The 14,717-nt window shown below is 74.9% G+C and carries 17 protein-coding genes and 1 pseudogene; 8 read left to right on the top strand and 10 right to left on the bottom strand.

All coding sequences use genetic code 11. From position 1 onward, the window contains the following. Window positions 1-155: 155 nt before the first annotated feature. Complete coding sequence (locus WHI96_RS21945; RefSeq protein WP_345654840.1) at window positions 156-857, top strand: hypothetical protein; 702 nt, start codon at window positions 156-158, stop codon at window positions 855-857. Further along, window positions 854-1,828: a hypothetical protein gene (locus tag WHI96_RS21940; protein WP_345654838.1), complete on the top strand. Its 975-nt coding sequence runs from the start codon at window positions 854-856 to the stop codon at window positions 1,826-1,828. Before WHI96_RS21945 ends, WHI96_RS21940 begins: the two co-directional genes overlap by 4 nt. 10 nt (window positions 1,829-1,838) lie before the next feature. Here the strand turns inward: WHI96_RS21940 and WHI96_RS21935 are convergent. The 6 genes and pseudogenes from WHI96_RS21935 to WHI96_RS21910 form a co-directional block, all read right to left on the bottom strand. Continuing rightward, window positions 1,839-2,102 (bottom strand): annotated as a pseudogene (locus tag WHI96_RS21935) (YbaK/EbsC family protein); the annotation flags it as partial. A 43-nt stretch (window positions 2,103-2,145) separates the two neighbouring features. Further along, the gene (locus WHI96_RS21930) at window positions 2,146-2,457 is read right to left on the bottom strand and encodes a DUF2516 family protein (RefSeq protein WP_425571743.1); all 312 of its coding nucleotides are present in this window, start codon (window positions 2,455-2,457) and stop codon (window positions 2,146-2,148) included. A gap of 152 nt (window positions 2,458-2,609) precedes the next feature. Beyond that, the gene (locus WHI96_RS21925; protein WP_345654835.1) at window positions 2,610-3,338 is read right to left on the bottom strand and encodes a hypothetical protein; all 729 of its coding nucleotides are present in this window, start codon (window positions 3,336-3,338) and stop codon (window positions 2,610-2,612) included. A gap of 5 nt (window positions 3,339-3,343) precedes the next feature. Further along, window positions 3,344-3,808 carry a helix-turn-helix domain-containing protein gene (locus tag WHI96_RS21920; RefSeq protein ID WP_345654832.1) on the bottom strand — a complete coding sequence of 155 codons (465 nt, stop codon included), beginning with the start codon at window positions 3,806-3,808 and terminating at the stop codon, window positions 3,344-3,346. A gap of 159 nt (window positions 3,809-3,967) precedes the next feature. Next, window positions 3,968-5,311: a DUF445 domain-containing protein gene (locus tag WHI96_RS21915; RefSeq protein ID WP_425571742.1), complete on the bottom strand. Its 1,344-nt coding sequence runs from the start codon at window positions 5,309-5,311 to the stop codon at window positions 3,968-3,970. 284 nt (window positions 5,312-5,595) lie between these two features. Further along, window positions 5,596-6,123 carry a bifunctional DNA primase/polymerase gene (locus WHI96_RS21910; RefSeq protein ID WP_345654829.1) on the bottom strand — a complete coding sequence of 176 codons (528 nt, stop codon included), beginning with the start codon at window positions 6,121-6,123 and terminating at the stop codon, window positions 5,596-5,598. Between the two features lie 319 nt (window positions 6,124-6,442). On the opposite strand from WHI96_RS21910, the gene WHI96_RS21905 reads away from it, so the two are divergent. Then, on the top strand, window positions 6,443-7,243 hold the full coding sequence (locus tag WHI96_RS21905) for a TspO/MBR family protein (protein WP_345654826.1): 801 nt from the start codon (window positions 6,443-6,445) through the stop codon (window positions 7,241-7,243). 77 nt (window positions 7,244-7,320) lie between these two features. Here WHI96_RS21905 and WHI96_RS21900 read toward each other — a convergent pair whose 3' ends face one another. Beyond that, complete coding sequence (locus WHI96_RS21900; protein WP_020627638.1) at window positions 7,321-7,524, bottom strand: cold-shock protein; 204 nt, start codon at window positions 7,522-7,524, stop codon at window positions 7,321-7,323. 606 nt (window positions 7,525-8,130) lie between these two features. Between WHI96_RS21900 and WHI96_RS21895 the strand changes: the two genes are divergently transcribed. Then, window positions 8,131-9,066: a hypothetical protein gene (locus WHI96_RS21895; RefSeq protein ID WP_345654821.1), complete on the top strand. Its 936-nt coding sequence runs from the start codon at window positions 8,131-8,133 to the stop codon at window positions 9,064-9,066. A 61-nt stretch (window positions 9,067-9,127) separates the two neighbouring features. Here WHI96_RS21895 and mftR read toward each other — a convergent pair whose 3' ends face one another. Next, complete coding sequence (gene mftR / locus WHI96_RS21890; protein WP_425571741.1) at window positions 9,128-9,766, bottom strand: mycofactocin system transcriptional regulator MftR; 639 nt, start codon at window positions 9,764-9,766, stop codon at window positions 9,128-9,130. Window positions 9,767-10,001: 235 nt separating this feature from the next. Here mftR and WHI96_RS21885 point away from each other — a divergent pair, with 235 nt between their 5' ends. Beyond that, window positions 10,002-11,042, top strand: coding sequence for a sigma-70 family RNA polymerase sigma factor (locus tag WHI96_RS21885; protein ID WP_208824582.1), 1,041 nt, complete (start codon window positions 10,002-10,004; stop codon window positions 11,040-11,042). Between the two features lie 196 nt (window positions 11,043-11,238). On the opposite strand, the gene WHI96_RS21880 is transcribed toward WHI96_RS21885, so the two are convergent. After that, window positions 11,239-11,889 carry an FMN-dependent NADH-azoreductase gene (locus tag WHI96_RS21880; protein ID WP_345654812.1) on the bottom strand — a complete coding sequence of 217 codons (651 nt, stop codon included), beginning with the start codon at window positions 11,887-11,889 and terminating at the stop codon, window positions 11,239-11,241. Window positions 11,890-11,981: 92 nt separating this feature from the next. Here WHI96_RS21880 and WHI96_RS21875 point away from each other — a divergent pair, with 92 nt between their 5' ends. From WHI96_RS21875 to WHI96_RS21865, 3 genes are all read left to right on the top strand, one after another. Further along, window positions 11,982-12,464: a MarR family winged helix-turn-helix transcriptional regulator gene (locus WHI96_RS21875; RefSeq protein WP_345654809.1), complete on the top strand. Its 483-nt coding sequence runs from the start codon at window positions 11,982-11,984 to the stop codon at window positions 12,462-12,464. Window positions 12,465-12,526: 62 nt separating this feature from the next. After that, window positions 12,527-13,081 carry an ATP-dependent Clp protease proteolytic subunit gene (locus WHI96_RS21870; protein WP_345654807.1) on the top strand — a complete coding sequence of 185 codons (555 nt, stop codon included), beginning with the start codon at window positions 12,527-12,529 and terminating at the stop codon, window positions 13,079-13,081. Window positions 13,082-13,091: 10 nt separating this feature from the next. After that, complete coding sequence (locus WHI96_RS21865; RefSeq protein ID WP_345654805.1) at window positions 13,092-13,718, top strand: MerR family transcriptional regulator; 627 nt, start codon at window positions 13,092-13,094, stop codon at window positions 13,716-13,718. Here WHI96_RS21865 and WHI96_RS21860 read toward each other — a convergent pair. Beyond that, window positions 13,700-14,641 carry an endonuclease/exonuclease/phosphatase family protein gene (locus WHI96_RS21860; RefSeq protein WP_345654803.1) on the bottom strand — a complete coding sequence of 314 codons (942 nt, stop codon included), beginning with the start codon at window positions 14,639-14,641 and terminating at the stop codon, window positions 13,700-13,702. The genes WHI96_RS21865 and WHI96_RS21860 overlap by 19 nt on opposite strands. Window positions 14,642-14,717: the final 76 nt, after the last annotated feature.

The following is a 14,717-nucleotide window of genomic DNA, read 5'->3' as shown; positions in this document are numbered from 1 at the left end:
TCCTGCCCAACCACACGGAGACCCCTCCGCTTCCCGGAGTTGAGTCGTGTCCGCTCAGGGCGAACGCGGACCCCGGAGCACGTAACGGCGACCGCGGGCACGCCGAGTACGGCTGAGGCACCGGTGCGTGACCGGGCCGCACTCGGGAGGTCGGGATGCGGAACCGGCTCGGCGTGGTGGCCTGCGCGGTCGTGGCCTGCACCGCCTGCGGCCCACCCCCGGCGGACCTGCCGCCCCGGATCGTCCCGCCCGCGACGACGGCGTCGACCTCTGTGCCGACGCCCGTCCCGACCGGTGGTCCACCCGGGGTGGCGCCGCCGGTGCCGAGGACCACGGGAACGCCCCCCGCGCCGACCCCGTCCCGCGCGGGCCCCACCGTCGACGACCCCGCCGCGCCCACCACCACGGACCGCCCCACGAGACGCCCGCCGCCGCCCACCCGCCCCGGTGGCGGCGGGGAGCCGACCCGGATCGCCCCCCGGCTCGGCGGCGCGCCGCCACGCGGCTCGATCCCGGACAAGCTCGGGGGCGAGTACACCTTCGACGCCTACCGCGCCGAGCTGATGGCGGAGTGCGCCCCGGCCCCGACCGGCTGCGTCACGGTCGTGATCGACCGGGCCGCGTCGCCGCCGGGTGCCACCGGGAGCTGGTTCGCCTGCGCCACGACACCGACCCCCGGCACGCACCTGGCCACGATCGTCGGGCGGACCGTCCGCGTGACGGTCGGCTACAGCAGCTGCGATCCGATCGACGGCCTCCCGGCGGAGGAGCCCGACCCGGCCGCGGGCGACGGCGGCGAGCCCGCCCCGGAAGTGGGCGGAACCCCGCAGGACGACACCGGGCACGGCGGCGGGTGACCGCACCGCCGCGCCGACGACGCGTCGCCGGTCCGCACCGCACCACGCCCCCCGCGCCGACGCCGGTCGGCACCGGGCCGGCCGCGACGGGTCCGGCGCCGCAGCCCGGACCCGAGTCCCTGCCCCGGGCCCTGCAGGCGCTCGGCACCGTCGTCGCCCCGGCGACGCTGCTGACCGCGCTGCTCCTCTACTTCGGCCGGATGCACGCCTTCGGCTTCTTCGACCACCTCGGCGTCTCCTACACCGCGATGGACCTCACGCCGGCCGACTACCTGGTCCGCAGCGCCGACGGGATGATCCCGCCGCTCGCCCTGACCGGCACGGCCGTCCTGCTCGTGCTGTGGGGCCGTCAGCTCGTCCGCCCCCGGCTCTCGGAGCGGGCGCGGCTCCGGTCGCGCCGCGTCCTGGTGCCGCTGCTCGCGGCCGTCGGCGTCGGTGCGGGGGCGCTCGCCGTCGCCGACACCGCGGGTGCGGAGCTGTTCGTGCAGGTCCCGGAGCTGCGGGGACTCTCGCTGTGCGCCGCGGTCCTGGCGCTGCTCGCGGCGGCGCGGCTCGCCCGCGGGACCAGCCCGGTCCCGGCGACGGCCGCGGTCACCGAGTGGGGCGTGTCCTTCGTGCTGCTCGGCGTCGGGCTGTTCTGGGCGGTCGGGGCCTACGCGTCGGGCGTCGGCGCCGGGCGGGGCGTGCAGTTCGAGCAGAGCCTGCCGTGGCTCGCCGACACCACCGTCTACAGCGAGCGGTCGCTCGGCCTCACCGGACCCGGGGTCACGGTGACCCCGTGCGCCGGTCCGGACGCCGGCTACCGCTTCCGCTACGACGGTCTCAAGCTCGTCGTGCAGTCCGGCAGCCAGTTCCTGCTGCTGCCCGCGGGCTGGACCTCGACCGACGGGTCCGCCGTCCTGCTCCCCCGCGGGGGCGGCTACCGGCTCGAGTTCACCGCCGCGGAGGCCGCCCGCAGCACGGGCTGCTGACTCAGCGCGCGAGGTCCGGCACGACCTCGACGCCGGGCGACAGCCGGAGCGGCCAGTCCGCGGGGAGCCCGATCGGGGTGATGCCGCCGTAGGCCATCCCGGTCAGGGCGACGGCGTCCATCGGCGCGAACGACGCCTTGCGCACGTCGAGGCGGCCCTTCACCGCACCGTTGACGTCGACCCGGGTCGTCGCGAGGACCACGCAGGCGGCGTACCGCGTCTCGCCGCCGCGCCTCCCGGCGACGACCACGCAGTTCGCGGCAGGTCGGGCCGGTCCAGCGCCGGGACGGCCGGGAGCGTCCCGAGGACCGGGTGGCTCACCAGCGCGGTCCACCGCCCTGGACCTCCATCACCGCGGGCTTGACGTCGACCAGGTAGACCAGCGTCGCGACGGTGGCGGCCAGCCAGAACATGGCGCCGCCGAACATCGGGCCGTTCGTGATGATCAGCAGCAGCAGCGCGACGCCGGTGATGCTCAGCCACGCGTTCTTGGTGAGCTTGCCCGCCGCGGTGAAGGCGTCCGCACGTTGCATCAGTGCGTGCCCGAACGAGAACCCGCCGACCACCACCATGATCCACTTGATCACGAAGATGATCAGTTCATCGGGGGCACCTGGCAGTGACAACACGCGGCCAGAGTACGGACAACCCGGGCGCCGGTCACCTCCGGCGCCGTATCCGTGCGGGACGGTCCGTGTCCCGCACACGACGGCGCCCCCGGCCGATCGTGGATCGGCCGGGGGCGCGGGTCGTGCTCACCGGGCGCGGGGCCCGGCGGGTGTCACTTCTTGTCCGACGCCGTCGAGGTGCCACGCCGGGTGGTCGGCTTGCGGGCCGGGACCTTCGCGCCGGTGGCGGTCTTCGGGTCGGTCTTGGCGGCGGTGCGGCGCGCGGTCGAACGCGTGGTGGACGCGACCTCGTCGCCGGCCTCCTCGATCGCCTCGGCGGCCTCCTTCGAGACCTCGGTGACGGTCTCAGCGGCCTCGCCCGCGGCGGTCTGGGCGCGGCGGGCGACCTTCTCGCCGACCGAGCGGGTCTGCGTGGTGACCGCACCCAGGGTCTTGACGGCGGCGTCGTGGGTCTCGTCCACGAACTCGTCGACGCGGGTGTCGAACTTCTCGGTCAGGCCCTCGACGGTCGCGATGGCCTGCTTGACCTGCGGCTGCTTGCGGATCCGACCCCAGGCCTTCTCACCGCGCTGGGCGAAGCCGACGTACACACCCTCGACCTCGGAGCGGAACTCCTCGACCTGCTTGCGGATGTTGTCCGAGGACAGCTTGCCGCGGAGCTCCTTGAGCTCGTCGGGGAGCTCCTGGACGCGGGTCTGCACCTCCTCGGCGCGCTTGGTGGCGGTGGAGCGGGCGTCGTTGACCGCCTTGCTCACGGTGGTGACGGCGTAGTCGCCGGCGCCGAGCACGGCGAGCAGCGGGGTGCGGACGACCTCGGCCTGCTCGGCGGTCTGCTCGCGCAGCTTCTGCACGTCGGCGCTGGTGGGGAGGTTCACGGCCATGGTGATCACTTCCTCGTATCGGTGGGGGTGTCGGTGGTGCCGGCAGAGAGGCCGTTCTCCCTGCGAAAGGACTCGTAGACATCGAGCAGCACACGTTTCTGCCGCTCGTTCAGAGTCGGATCGGTGAGCACCGCGTCGGTCACCTGACCGGCGGGCCGCTCCTCGAGGATCCCGGCGCGGACGTACAGGGCCTCGGCGGAGATCCGCAGCCCCTTGGCGATCTGCTGCAGTATCTCGGCGGACGGCTTGCGCAGTCCGCGCTCGACCTGGCTCAGGTACGGGTTGCTGACGCCCGCGGTGCGGGCAAGCTGCCGCATGGAGACCTGGGCGGCCTCGCGCTGGGTGCGGATGTAGGACCCGATGTCCTCCACCGCGTGCCCCACGGTCTGACCGACGCTCTCGACGGCCTGCGCGACGCGCTCGACGGGCTCGACGGACTCACGCTCTCCGTGCCGTGCCTCGGCGGCCATCCGTCTCACCTCGCCTCGATCCGTTCCTCGCTGACGGAACCGACCGTACGCGGCACTGCTAGCTCTTGCAAGCACAGTGCTAGCGCTGGTCACGTGGCGTGCGCCACGTCGGTGACGGCCCGGTGACGGTGCGATGTCATTCGGGGACACCCGACCGGGTCACCCGATGACGAGCTCCCCCACGGCGTGGATGACCAGGCCGGCGAGCGCACCCACGACGGTGCCGTTGATCCGGATCCACTGCAGGTCGCGGCCCACCTGGAGCTCGATCTTGCGCGAGGTCTCCTCCGCGTCCCAGCGGGCGACGGTCTCGGTGATGAGCGTGGTGATCTGGTGCCGGTAGTGCCGCACGACGTACGACGCGGCGTCCGCCAGCCAGCCGTCGAGCTTCGCGCGCAGCTCGGCGTCGCGGCCCAGCCTCCGTCCGAAGGCCATGAGGCCGTCGCGGCCGCGCAGGCGCAGCTCGTTCGACGGGTCGTCGGCGGCGTCGAGGACCATGGACTTCACGACCGTCCAGGCGCGGCCGATGAAGTGCTGCACCTCCGGGTGCTCGACGACCTGGCGCTTGACCTGCTCGGCGCGCTCCATCGTCGTCTCGTCGTGCTGCAGGTCGCGGGCGAACTCGGCGAGGTAGCGGTCCACGGCGTGCCGCAGCGGGTGCTCGGGGTCGGTCTTGACGGCCCAGGCGTAGCCACGGATCTCGGCGAACAGCTTGTCGGCGACGAGGTCGTCGACGAAGCGCGGCGTCCAGGACGGCGCGCGGTCGTGCACGACCCGCAGGACCATCTCCTGGTTGTCGGCGACCCAGTCGTAGGCGCGGTCGCAGACGAGGTCGACCAGCCTGCGGTGGGCGCCGTCGGCCAGGACGCCCTCCAGCGCCTTGCCCATCGGCGGGCCGACCGGGATCTCCATCAGCTTGCGCACCGCGACGGTCTCGATGACGTTCTGCACGTCCTCGTCGCGCAGCACGGTCACGAGGGCCCGCGCGGCGGTGACCAGCTCGGTGGTGATCCGGTCGGCGTTCTGCTGCTCGGCGATCCACCGCCCGACCGACTCGCTGACCCCGATCCGCTCGAGCTTGTCGCGGACGACGGACTCGGACAGGAAGTTCTCCCCGACGAAGTCGCCGAGGCTGTCACCGATCATGTCCTTCTTGCGCGGGATGATCGCGGTGTGCGGGATCGGGATCCGCAACGGGTGCCGGAACAACGCGGTCACGGCGAACCAGTCGGCGAGCGCACCGACCATGCCGGCCTCGGCGGCGGCCCGGACGTAGTCCGCTCCGGGGACACCACGGACGACCTCGAAGTACTTCGCGACGAAGAACACGACCGTCGCACCGAGGAGGAACCCGGTGGCGACAGCCTTCATGCGCCGCAGGTCGCGCCGCTTCTGCTCGTCACCGGGGCCGAAGCCGCCGAGGGGGACGCTGGGAACGGGCCCGATGGTGCGGCCCCGCTGCGGGACGGGGGTCGGGCGCTCCGGCGCGCGGGAGGTCTGCACACACCCATAGTGCCCGGGGACACCGACATCGGGCGCCGGGGGCACACGAGGTGGGGTCCCGGCCGGGCCCGGGGGATGTCCCGCCGGACCCGGCCGTGGCCGGTGGAGCGGCTGCACGGCGAGGGAGAAGTGCCCCCTCGGGCGCCGCTTCCGGGCGTACCGGCCGGCCGGTCCCGGCGTCCCCGCGAGGTGATCGGCGGGGACGGCAACGGGACGGAACCCGGGCGGGCGGTACGCGGTCGCGCGGGCCGGATCCTCGGTTCCGTCCGGGCCGCGCGGGAGGGTCAGCGCCGCAGGGCGCCCGGGGTGCCGGGCTGCTCGGCCCGCGCCTCCTGCTCGTCGGGCAGGGCCCGCTCGCTGCCGCGACGACTTACCGCGTCGCAGATCGCCTCGACGACGACCGCGGCCCCGGGCACCCGGTAGCCGACCCGCGCCGGGGCCACGCGCCACTGCACCCAGCCCTCGGGACGCTCGGTCGGCGGGGCGACGACGCCGATACCGTCGGTGTGCAGCACGACGTCGGTGTGCAGGCTCAGCTCGGCCGGGAGCGCGTGCCGCGGGCTCATCGGGAACCACCAGGTCCCCTCGGGCGTCGCGGCGACCGGCACGACCTCGCCGGCCTCACGCAGCGTCCGACAGACCTGGCGACCGATGGCCGCCGGGACCTCGATCACGTCGAGCACGTCGCCCGTCGCGAGCATGACCTCCGCGCCCGGCCCCGGCACGAGCGGCCAACCGTGGTCGGCGTACTCGCGAGCGGCCGCCCGCAGCTCCGCGCCGTAGACGGCTCGGTAGCTGTCCCACCAGGACATGGAGGTCACTTCCTTCCGCTTGTGCGACAACCCCTGTGGTGCCGCTTTCCCTGTGAAGTACAACACCAGGATGGGGGCTCCGGGCACGACTTCGCGAGGGGAACGCGGCGAGGGTGCACAGCGGCGAGACGAGCGGGGAGCGCCTACCGCACGGCGTCACGACCACCGGTCAGCGGCGGGTGACCGGGCGCAGCGGGCCGACGACCGGTGGCAACCCCGCCGCCGTCCGGCGCAGTGCCGGTCGTCGTACCGCTCGACATGCCTCGTGCGTCGATTGTCTTTATCATCGAGATGGTTGTGACGATCGGAAGGACTGGACATGGCGTCGACGACGGCGAGGGCGGGCCGCACGGCCGGCCCGGCCACCGGGATGGACACGGCACGGACCTGGGCGGTGCTCGCCGCGGCGGTGCTGCAGGCGGTGGCGGGCTCGCTCGGCGGCAGCGGGACGTTCGGGGAGTCGCAGCGGGTGCTCAGCGACCGCTACCCCTCACTCATCACCCCGGCGACGGTGGCGTTCTCCGTGTGGGGCCTCATCTACCTGACCCTGCTCGTGTACGCGGTGTACCAGTCGCTGCCCGGCCAGCGTTCGCGTCCGGTGCACCGGGCGACCGGCTGGCTGTTCGCGGCGACGGCGGTGCTCAACGCGGGCTGGATCGTCGTGTTCTCCCAGGAGCTCCTGGGGACCGCGCAGCTGCTGATCGTCGCGCTGCTCGTGACCCTGGCCGTGGTGCTGCGCCGGCTCGCCGCGTTCCCCGCCGACGGGGTGGCGGACCGGGCGCTCCTGCACGGCCCGCTGGCCTTCTACACGGGCTGGGTGTCGGCGGCGACCGTGGCCGGGTTCTCGGTGACGCTGACCTACTGGGGCGCCCCGCTCGGCCCGGTGACGGCCGCGGCGCTGCTCGGTGTCGGTGTGCTGGGCGCGGGCGTCGCGACCCGGCGGACGACGGCGGCGCTGCCCTACGCGGCGACGGCCGTCTGGGCGCTGGCCTGGATCGCGGTGGAGTCCGCGTCGACCGGGACGGTGCCGGTGACCGTGGTCGCGGCGCTCGGCGCCGTGGCGGTGGTCGCCGCGGCGGCGCTGCGGGCGCGGGAGGGACTGCGGCCGGCCTTCGGCTGACCCCGGGAACGACGACGGCGCCGGTCCCCGAAGGGAGCCGGCGCCGTCGTGTTGCGCGGGTCGTGCCCGCGCAGAAGTCAGATCACGCGGACCGAGTCGGCCTGCGGGCCCTTCTTGCCCTGGCTGGCCTGGAAGTCGACGCGCTGGTTCTCCTCCAGCGTGCGGAATCCGTTCGACTCGATGGCGGAGTAGTGGACGAAGACGTCCGGTCCCTCGTCGTCGGTGGCGATGAAGCCGAAGCCCTTCTCGGCGTTGAACCACTTGACGGTGCCCTGCGGCATAGCGTGTGTCCTTCTCAGATGGAACGGTTCCGGCCCTCACAGCAAGAGCCGGAGGTCGCGTGGACACCGTCATGGCACCTCAGCACCGATCGACGACGCCCACCGTCACAACTTCACACGGACGCTTCACGGCGATCGGAGAAGAACGACTGCAACCGACGCGGACGCTACCACGGCTCCCCGGCACGTCGACCGTCCTCACTCGACGCCCCCGCACGGGTCCGTTCCGCGGCGCCGACCGCCGGTCGCACAGTTCCGGGAGCGATCACGCCGCGTGAGATCCGGGCCGTCGATCGGCGACGGGCAGTCATCACCGTCCCGAACGGGTGAGCGCGGGACGTGTTCCACGCCGTCGGGTGAGCGCCGGGCGCACGTCCTCCCCGGTTCGGGTGGCGACGGCGGCCCGGGCCCGCCCGGCGGCCCCGCGCAGCCCCGGACGGGGTCGCCCGTTCCGGGCGCGTTGCGGTCCGGTCCGCTCACAGCGTGACCGACGGGGCCACTGTGACTCGTGTGGCCACGATCGGGTCACTGGTGGACGACGCCCGGTCACCGCAAGCTCAGCGCCGTCCGTCACCCCGTGCAGCAGCACAGCGAACTGGAGAGACCGTGCGATCCCGAGTCACCACTTCCGTCGCCCTGACCCTCATGATCGGCACCCTGGGTGTGTACGGCGCCGGCGTGGCCGGCGCGGCCGAGCCCGTTCGTGCCTCCACCCCGGCCGCGACCGTCACCGACGCGCCCGCCGCGGCGTCCGACGGCCCGCTGGACCGGCTGTTCGACACGCTCTTCGGGAACGGCGCGGCGACCGCCCCGGCGGCGCCCGCCGACACCACCGTCCCCGTCCAGGACGTGCCGGCCCCGGTCGCCCCGGGTGTCCCGGCCGCGCCCGCCGTCCCCGGCGCACCCGCCGCGCCGCAGGTTCCCGCCGCTCCGGCCGTCCCGGGCGCACCGGCCGACCACGCGGTCCCGGGCACCCCGGTCGTTCCGGGTGCGCCGGCCGCGCCCGCTGCTCCGGCCGCGCCCGACGCCCGGGTCGCACCCGCGCCACCGGCCTCCTCGGTGACCCCGGCCGTCGCCCTCACCCCGGACTCCGCGGGCCGCCAGGCCCCCGAGCCGCCGGCCGTCCCGGGGACGCCGCAGGTCCCGGGGACGCCGCAGACCCCCGCCGCGCCGGTGACCCCGGCCGCCCCGCAGGCACCCGCGGCCCCGCAGCCGCCGGCCCTCCCCCAGGCCCCGGCCACCCCCGCGGTCCCGGGCGCTCCGGCCGTACCCGCCGTCCCGGGTGCACCCCAGGCCCCGGCCACCCCGGTCGTTCCGGGTGCGCCGGCCGCGCCCGCCGTCCCGGGGACCCCGGCCGTGCCCACGGCCCCGGGTGCACCGGCCGTCGCCACGGCCCCGGAGGCCACCGCGCCGAACGGCACCGCGCCGAACAGCGCCGCGCCCGCGGACACCGCGGCTCCGGCCGACGCCCGGGACGTGCCGGAGCGCACCGCCCCGACCCGCCCGAGCCTCTGGGAGCGGCTGTTCGGCACCACCCGCTGACCGGCGACGCAGGCACCACCACGCGACGGCGTCCCACACCGGGGCGCCGTCGCGGCGCGTCTCAGGGGAGCTCGGTCACCCAGCCCCGCTGCAGCGCCCGCAGCACCTCGTCGAGCAGGTCGGCGAGCTCGGAGCCGTCGTCGGCCAGCCAGCGCTCGTAGGCCGCGATGCACACGCCCAGGCAGGCGTGCCCGATGCTCTGCGGGACGAGATCCGAGGCGTCCCCGCCACGACGCTCGGCGACGTAGTCGGCCACGACCTCACGCCACGAGGCGTAGCGCAGCGTCGAGTGCGCCTGCAGCGCCGGGGTCTGCAGGATCAGCCGCAGCCGGCGCCGGTGCCAGGGCTGCTCGTCCGGTTCGACGTGGTTGAACTCCAGCACCGCCCGCCGGACGCCCTCCAGCGTCGGCAGGTCCGACGGCTGGGCGGCGAGCACCGCACGCATCCGCACCAACTGCTCGTCGAAGGCGCCCCAGGCGATGTCGTTCTTGGAGGCGAAGTACCGGAAGAACGTGCGACGCCCGATGCCCGCGGCGTGCGCGACGTCGTCGACGGTCGTGTGCTCGAACCCCTGGTCGCTGAACATCTCCAGCGCGATGTGCTCGATCTCCGAGCGGGAGGTGACCGGGCGACGACCGGCGCGGCGCTCACCGCCCCCGCCGGTGCTCCCGATCCCGTCGTTCTCGGTCACCGCTGACATCGTCGCCCCGCTGCGCTCCCCGACTCCTCCGTCGTGCCTGCGACCGGCGGACCGGAAGGGTCGAGCGGAACGCCGTCGGCCCCGATCATCCCACGTCGCGGTCGGCCCGTCGGCGCACGTCGCCCCTGTTCGGCGGCCGTTCGTCGCGTGGGCCCTCCACTTTGTCGGTGTGGCACGGCACACTCGCGGCAAGACGGACCGGGACCCACCCGGACGGGTACGTCGAGGGGGAACCATGAGCGCACCCGCGCGCGCCGCAGACACCACCGTGGACGAGCGGCCACCCGAGGAACGCCTCGAGGACCACCGGCGCGAGCTGACCGGCTACTGCTACCGGATGCTCGGCTCGGCGTTCGAGGCAGAGGACGCGGTGCAGGACACGATGGTCCGGGCCTGGAAGGGCGTCGCGAAGTTCGACGGCCGCTCCTCCCTGCGGTCCTGGCTGTACCGCATCGCCACCAACGTCTGCATCGACGCGCTGAACGGCCGCAAGCGCCGCGCCGTCCCGATGGACATCGGCGGCCCCGGCGCACCGGTCGCCGAGTCGCTGCGCGAGCCGCTGCCCGACGCCGAGTGGCTCGAACCGATGCCCGACGCCCGGGTGTCGACGCCCGCCGGGGACCCGGCGGACAAGGCCGTCGCGAAGGAGACGATCCGGCTCGCGTTCATCGCGGCGCTGCAGCACCTGCCGGCCCGCCAGCGCGCCGTGCTGATCCTGCGTGAGGTCCTGTGCTGGAAGGCCGCCGAGGTCGCCGAGCTGCTCGACACCTCGGTCGCCTCGGTCAACAGCGCCCTGCAGCGCGCCCGCGCCACCCTGGGCGAACAGGGCATCTCGGAGGCGGCGCCGCAGACCTCCCCGGCGATGGACCCGGCGCAGACCGCGCTGCTGATGCGCTACATGGCGGCGTTCGAGGCGTTCGACATGGAGGCGCTGACGGCGCTGCTCCACGAGGACGTCGAGCAGAACATGCCCCCGCTCGAGCTGTGGTTTCGCGGCCGGGACGACGTCATCGCCTGGATGGCGACCGGCCCCGGGCAGGGCTGCCGCGGGTCGCGGGTGGCTCCGGTGGAGATCAACGGGACGGTCGGCTTCGCCCAGTGGAAGCCGTCCGGGCCGAACGGCGAGTTCGAGGCCTGGGGCATCACGGCCCTACGGATCGAGGACGGGGCCGTCACCGGATTGAGCATCTTCCTCAACACCGAGCTGTTCGGCTACTTCGGGCTACCGCTGAAGCTGGCCGACCGGCCGGAGCTGTGGGAGCCGAAGGCGGGCTGACGCCGCCCGGGCTCGTCGCCTGGCCGGGAGTGCGCATCACGGCCCGGCTCGGCGGCGGGCACCGCGGCGCGGTCTCCACGGCGACCCCTGCCCGGGCGACATCCGGGTCCTGGACGGTCGCCCGGGCCTGCTCGACCGGGACGAGTGCCGGGTGGACCGGACGGCGCCGCGCTGCGGGCCGCGCCCTGACCGGGCCTCAGGCGGCCGGCGTCACCGCGGCGACCCGCTCCCCCACTGCCCGGGCGTCGGCGCGGGCGCGCTCGCGCTTCTCGGCAGCCAGCGGGCGCAGCTCGCTCATCGCGGGCACCACGTCGGCGAGGGTCAGCTCCGTCTCCACGACGGTCACGTCGGCGCCCCAGACGTCGCCCAGGATGCGGGTGATCCAGCCGGAGCCGTGGTCCCACCCCTCGCGCGGGGTGCCCGGCCCGTAGCCGCCTCCCCGGGAGACGACGAGCACGACCGGACGGCCGGCCAGCGGCGTGCTCCCCGGCGCGAACCGGGGGTCGGTGATGAGGGCGTCGACCCAGGTCTTCAGGTGCGCGGCGATGCCGAAGTTGTAGAGCGGGGACCCGATGACGACGGCGTCCGCGGCCAGTACCTCGTCGGCCAGCTCCTCGATCCGCGCGAGGGCCCCGCGCTGCTCCGGGGTGCGGTCGGCCTCGGCCACGTACCCGGCCGCGACCGCGGTGGTCCACAGGTCGGCAGGCAGCGGGGCGGTGCCCAGGTCGCGGCGGACGACCTCGGCGTCCGGTCGCGCGTCGAGGTAGGTGCGCTCGACCTCGTCGGCGATCTCGCGGCTGACGGAGCCCTCGGTACGGATGCTCGCGTCGAGTCGGAACAGGGACACGGTGACCTCCCGGATCGATGTGTAGTGAAGATGTTCTGCGCAACAGAGTATCTGCACAAGAGAAGACCGTGGCAAGCACGTATCCTGTGACGATGTCCGGTCCGTCCGCCCCACAGAGCGTCGAGTGCGACCTGGCGTGGGCGTTGACCCGGGTGGCGCGCGACCACGCCACGGCGGTGCAGTGCGTCGTCGGCGCGCTGCCCGGCGGTCAGCGCGGTTTCCAGGTGCTCGCCGCCGCGGCCGGGGACGATCCGCCCACCCAGCTCGCACTCGCCCGCAAGCTCGGCGTGGACCGCACCGTGATGACCTACCTGTTGGACAAGGTCCAGGAGGCGGGGCTGATCGAGCGGCACCCCGACCCGAACGACCGGCGGGCCCGCCGGATCGTGCTGACCACGGCCGGCCGGGCGCTGCTTTGCGAGACCGAGACGCGGCTGCGCGCTGCCGAGGCCCACATCCTGGCGCCGCTCTCCCCGGACGAACAGGGCGCGCTCCGGACGCTGCTGCGCCGGGTCGCGACCGCAGGCACCGACCCGACCTCCGCCGAGGGCGAACCCCGTCCGCCGTCGGCGTAACCGCAGGTCGGGCGGCCCGCCCCGGCCCTAACCTCGGACGGCACCCGAGGAGCGGAGATCCGATGCCCGTCCTGTCCACGCCGTCCGACCCCGCCGACCGCCTGCTCGGCGAGCGGATCGTGCTGCTCGCCCGCGAGCTCGACGACGACGTCGCCGCCGAGACCTGCGCACGCCTGCTGCTGCTGGCCGCGGAGGACCCGCGCCGCGACATCACCCTGCACGTCCTGGCGCCCGGCGGCTCCCCGGTCGCCGCGATGGCGGTGCACGACACGGTCCGCACGCTCGGTGTCGACGTCGCGACCGTCGCCGCGGGATCGCTCGCGGGCCCGGTGCCGTTCCTCGTCGCGGCGGGGACGCCGGGCAAGCGGCTCGCCCGCGCGCACGCCGCGTTCCTACCCACCGCCGACGGCCCGGTCCGGGGCTCGCACCCCGGCGACGTCCGGGTGCGGGCCGACCACCTCGCCGGACGCCGCCGCGAGATCGAGTCGCTGACCGCGGCGTACTGCGGCGCCCCGCTGCCCCACGACGCCCGGGACCGGTGGCTGTCGGCGGCGGAGGCGGTGACCTTCGGCATCGTCGACGGGCTGTCGGAGCCCCGGACCGAAACGGATAGCTAGAGTCTCCGATGTGCGAGTCTCGGATCTGTCCCGGTCGTCCGGTGTCCCCGTCGCGACGATCAAGTACTACCTGCGCGAGGGCCTGCTGCCCCGCGGCGAGACGACGTCTCCGAACCAGGCCCGCTACGACGACGCGCACGTCCGCCGGCTGCGCCTGATCCGGGCGCTCGTCGAGGTCGGCGGGCTGCCGATCGCCACCGTCCGCGAGGTGCTGTCGGCCGTCGACGACCCCGCGGTCGGCCTGCACGACATGCTCGGCCGGACGGTCTACGCGATCACCGGTGACGTCGGCGCGTCCGGCTCGCTCGACGAGGCGGAGGCAGACCTGGCCCGGGTCATGACCCACGTGGGCTGGCAGGTCGGCCGGGACGCCCCCGCCCTGGCCGGGGCCCGGTCCGTGCTGGCCCGGATGCACGAGCTGGGCTGGGGCCCGGGCGAGGAGACCCTGCGGGCGTGGGCCGAGGCCGCCGACCGCGCCGCGGAGGGCGATCTGGCCGCGATCGGGCGGACCACCGACCGCGAGGAGGCCGCGGAGACCGCGCTGGTCGGGACCGTCCTCGGCGACGCCCTGCTCGCGGCCCTGCGCCGGATCGCCCAGGAGAGCCGCTCCGCGCGGCTCTACCGCGCCGGTTCCTGAGTCGCGGGCAGCCGCACCGTCACCAGCACCGCGCGGTGGTCGCTGCCCGGGGTCTCGAGGACGACGTGGCGGCGGGTCACCGATCCGCGGGGCACGAGGACGTGGTCGATGCGGATACCGGCCCAGCGCGGCAGCGACGACGGGAAGGTCGCCACGAGCCCCCGTCCGGTGCCGTCGGTGGCGTCGACGCAGCCGCCGGACGCGTCGCGCAGCCGCCGGTGGTCGACGACGGCGTTGAGGTCCCCGGCCACGACCGGCGCCGGCCGGGTGCGGGTCCACCCCCCGATCAGCGCGAGCTCACCGGCCCACAGCTCGGTCCACCGCGGGTTCGTCGGCGCGGAGGTGTGCACCGCGTAGAGCGTACGGGCGCCGAGCAGCCCACCGGCGACCTCCAGGTGCGGCAGCCGCATCCCCTGCCCGGGCCGGACGTCGACGTCCCCGGCCCGCGGGGCGACCAGCACCACCGTGCCGCGCTGGTCCGGGACGCCGGGCGGGACCGAGGACCAGCCGCGGTAGCCGGCGAGCAGGGGCAGCAGCCGGTCGAGGTAGGCGACACCCGCCTCGGGCAGCACGACGACGTCCGGCCGCTCCCGGGTCACCGTCGCGGCGAGCGCACCGGTGTCGGCCCGCCCCAGCAGCACGTTCGCGACGAGCACGGTCAGCTCGGGCCCGTCCGGCAGCGGCCCGGCCGGTCGCGGCAGCACCCGTCGCAGCGCGGGAGCGGCGGCCGCGGCGCCGGCCAGGCCCACCGCCGTCGCGCTGCGGCGCAGACCGGCGAGCCGCAACAGACCCGCGACCCCCAGTCCTGCGACGCCGAGGTGCGGGCGGAGCGCGGTCAGCCCGACCAGGGCGGAGCGCCGGTCGGTCCGCCAGCGCCGCGGCAACGCGGTGACGGCGGTACGCAGGGCTCGGTCGACGATCACGGACACGGGTGGACAACGGACGCGGGCCGCGCTCGGTTCCACCTGATCCACATGGACAGTATGGATATCGGATATC

Origin of the sequence: Pseudonocardia tropica (assembly GCF_040105315.1) — a bacterium.
GTDB classification, from domain to species: Bacteria; Actinomycetota; Actinomycetes; order Mycobacteriales; family Pseudonocardiaceae; genus Pseudonocardia; species Pseudonocardia alni.
The sequence above is the reverse complement of the archived record's forward strand: the minus strand, read 5'-3'. Positions and strand labels throughout refer to the sequence as shown.

Excerpts from the sequence above, each read along its gene's own strand:
- WHI96_RS21910 (WP_345654829.1), bottom strand. The coding sequence starts at position 6,123 with ATGTCCTGGTGGGACAGCTACCGAGCCGTCTACGGCGCGGAGCTGCGG.
- WHI96_RS21875 (WP_345654809.1), top strand. The coding sequence starts at position 11,982 with ATGTCCGGTCCGTCCGCCCCACAGAGCGTCGAGTGCGACCTGGCGTGG.
- mftR (WP_425571741.1), bottom strand. The coding sequence starts at position 9,766 with ATGTCAGCGGTGACCGAGAACGACGGGATCGGGAGCACCGGCGGGGGC.
- WHI96_RS21920 (WP_345654832.1), bottom strand. The coding sequence starts at position 3,808 with ATGGCCGCCGAGGCACGGCACGGAGAGCGTGAGTCCGTCGAGCCCGTC.
- WHI96_RS21870 (WP_345654807.1), top strand. The coding sequence starts at position 12,527 with ATGCCCGTCCTGTCCACGCCGTCCGACCCCGCCGACCGCCTGCTCGGC.
- WHI96_RS21925 (WP_345654835.1), bottom strand. The coding sequence starts at position 3,338 with ATGGCCGTGAACCTCCCCACCAGCGCCGACGTGCAGAAGCTGCGCGAG.
- WHI96_RS21905 (WP_345654826.1), top strand. The coding sequence starts at position 6,443 with ATGGCGTCGACGACGGCGAGGGCGGGCCGCACGGCCGGCCCGGCCACC.
- WHI96_RS21900 (WP_020627638.1), bottom strand. The coding sequence starts at position 7,524 with ATGCCGCAGGGCACCGTCAAGTGGTTCAACGCCGAGAAGGGCTTCGGC.
- WHI96_RS21885 (WP_208824582.1), top strand. The coding sequence starts at position 10,002 with ATGAGCGCACCCGCGCGCGCCGCAGACACCACCGTGGACGAGCGGCCA.
- WHI96_RS21945 (WP_345654840.1), top strand. The coding sequence starts at position 156 with ATGCGGAACCGGCTCGGCGTGGTGGCCTGCGCGGTCGTGGCCTGCACC.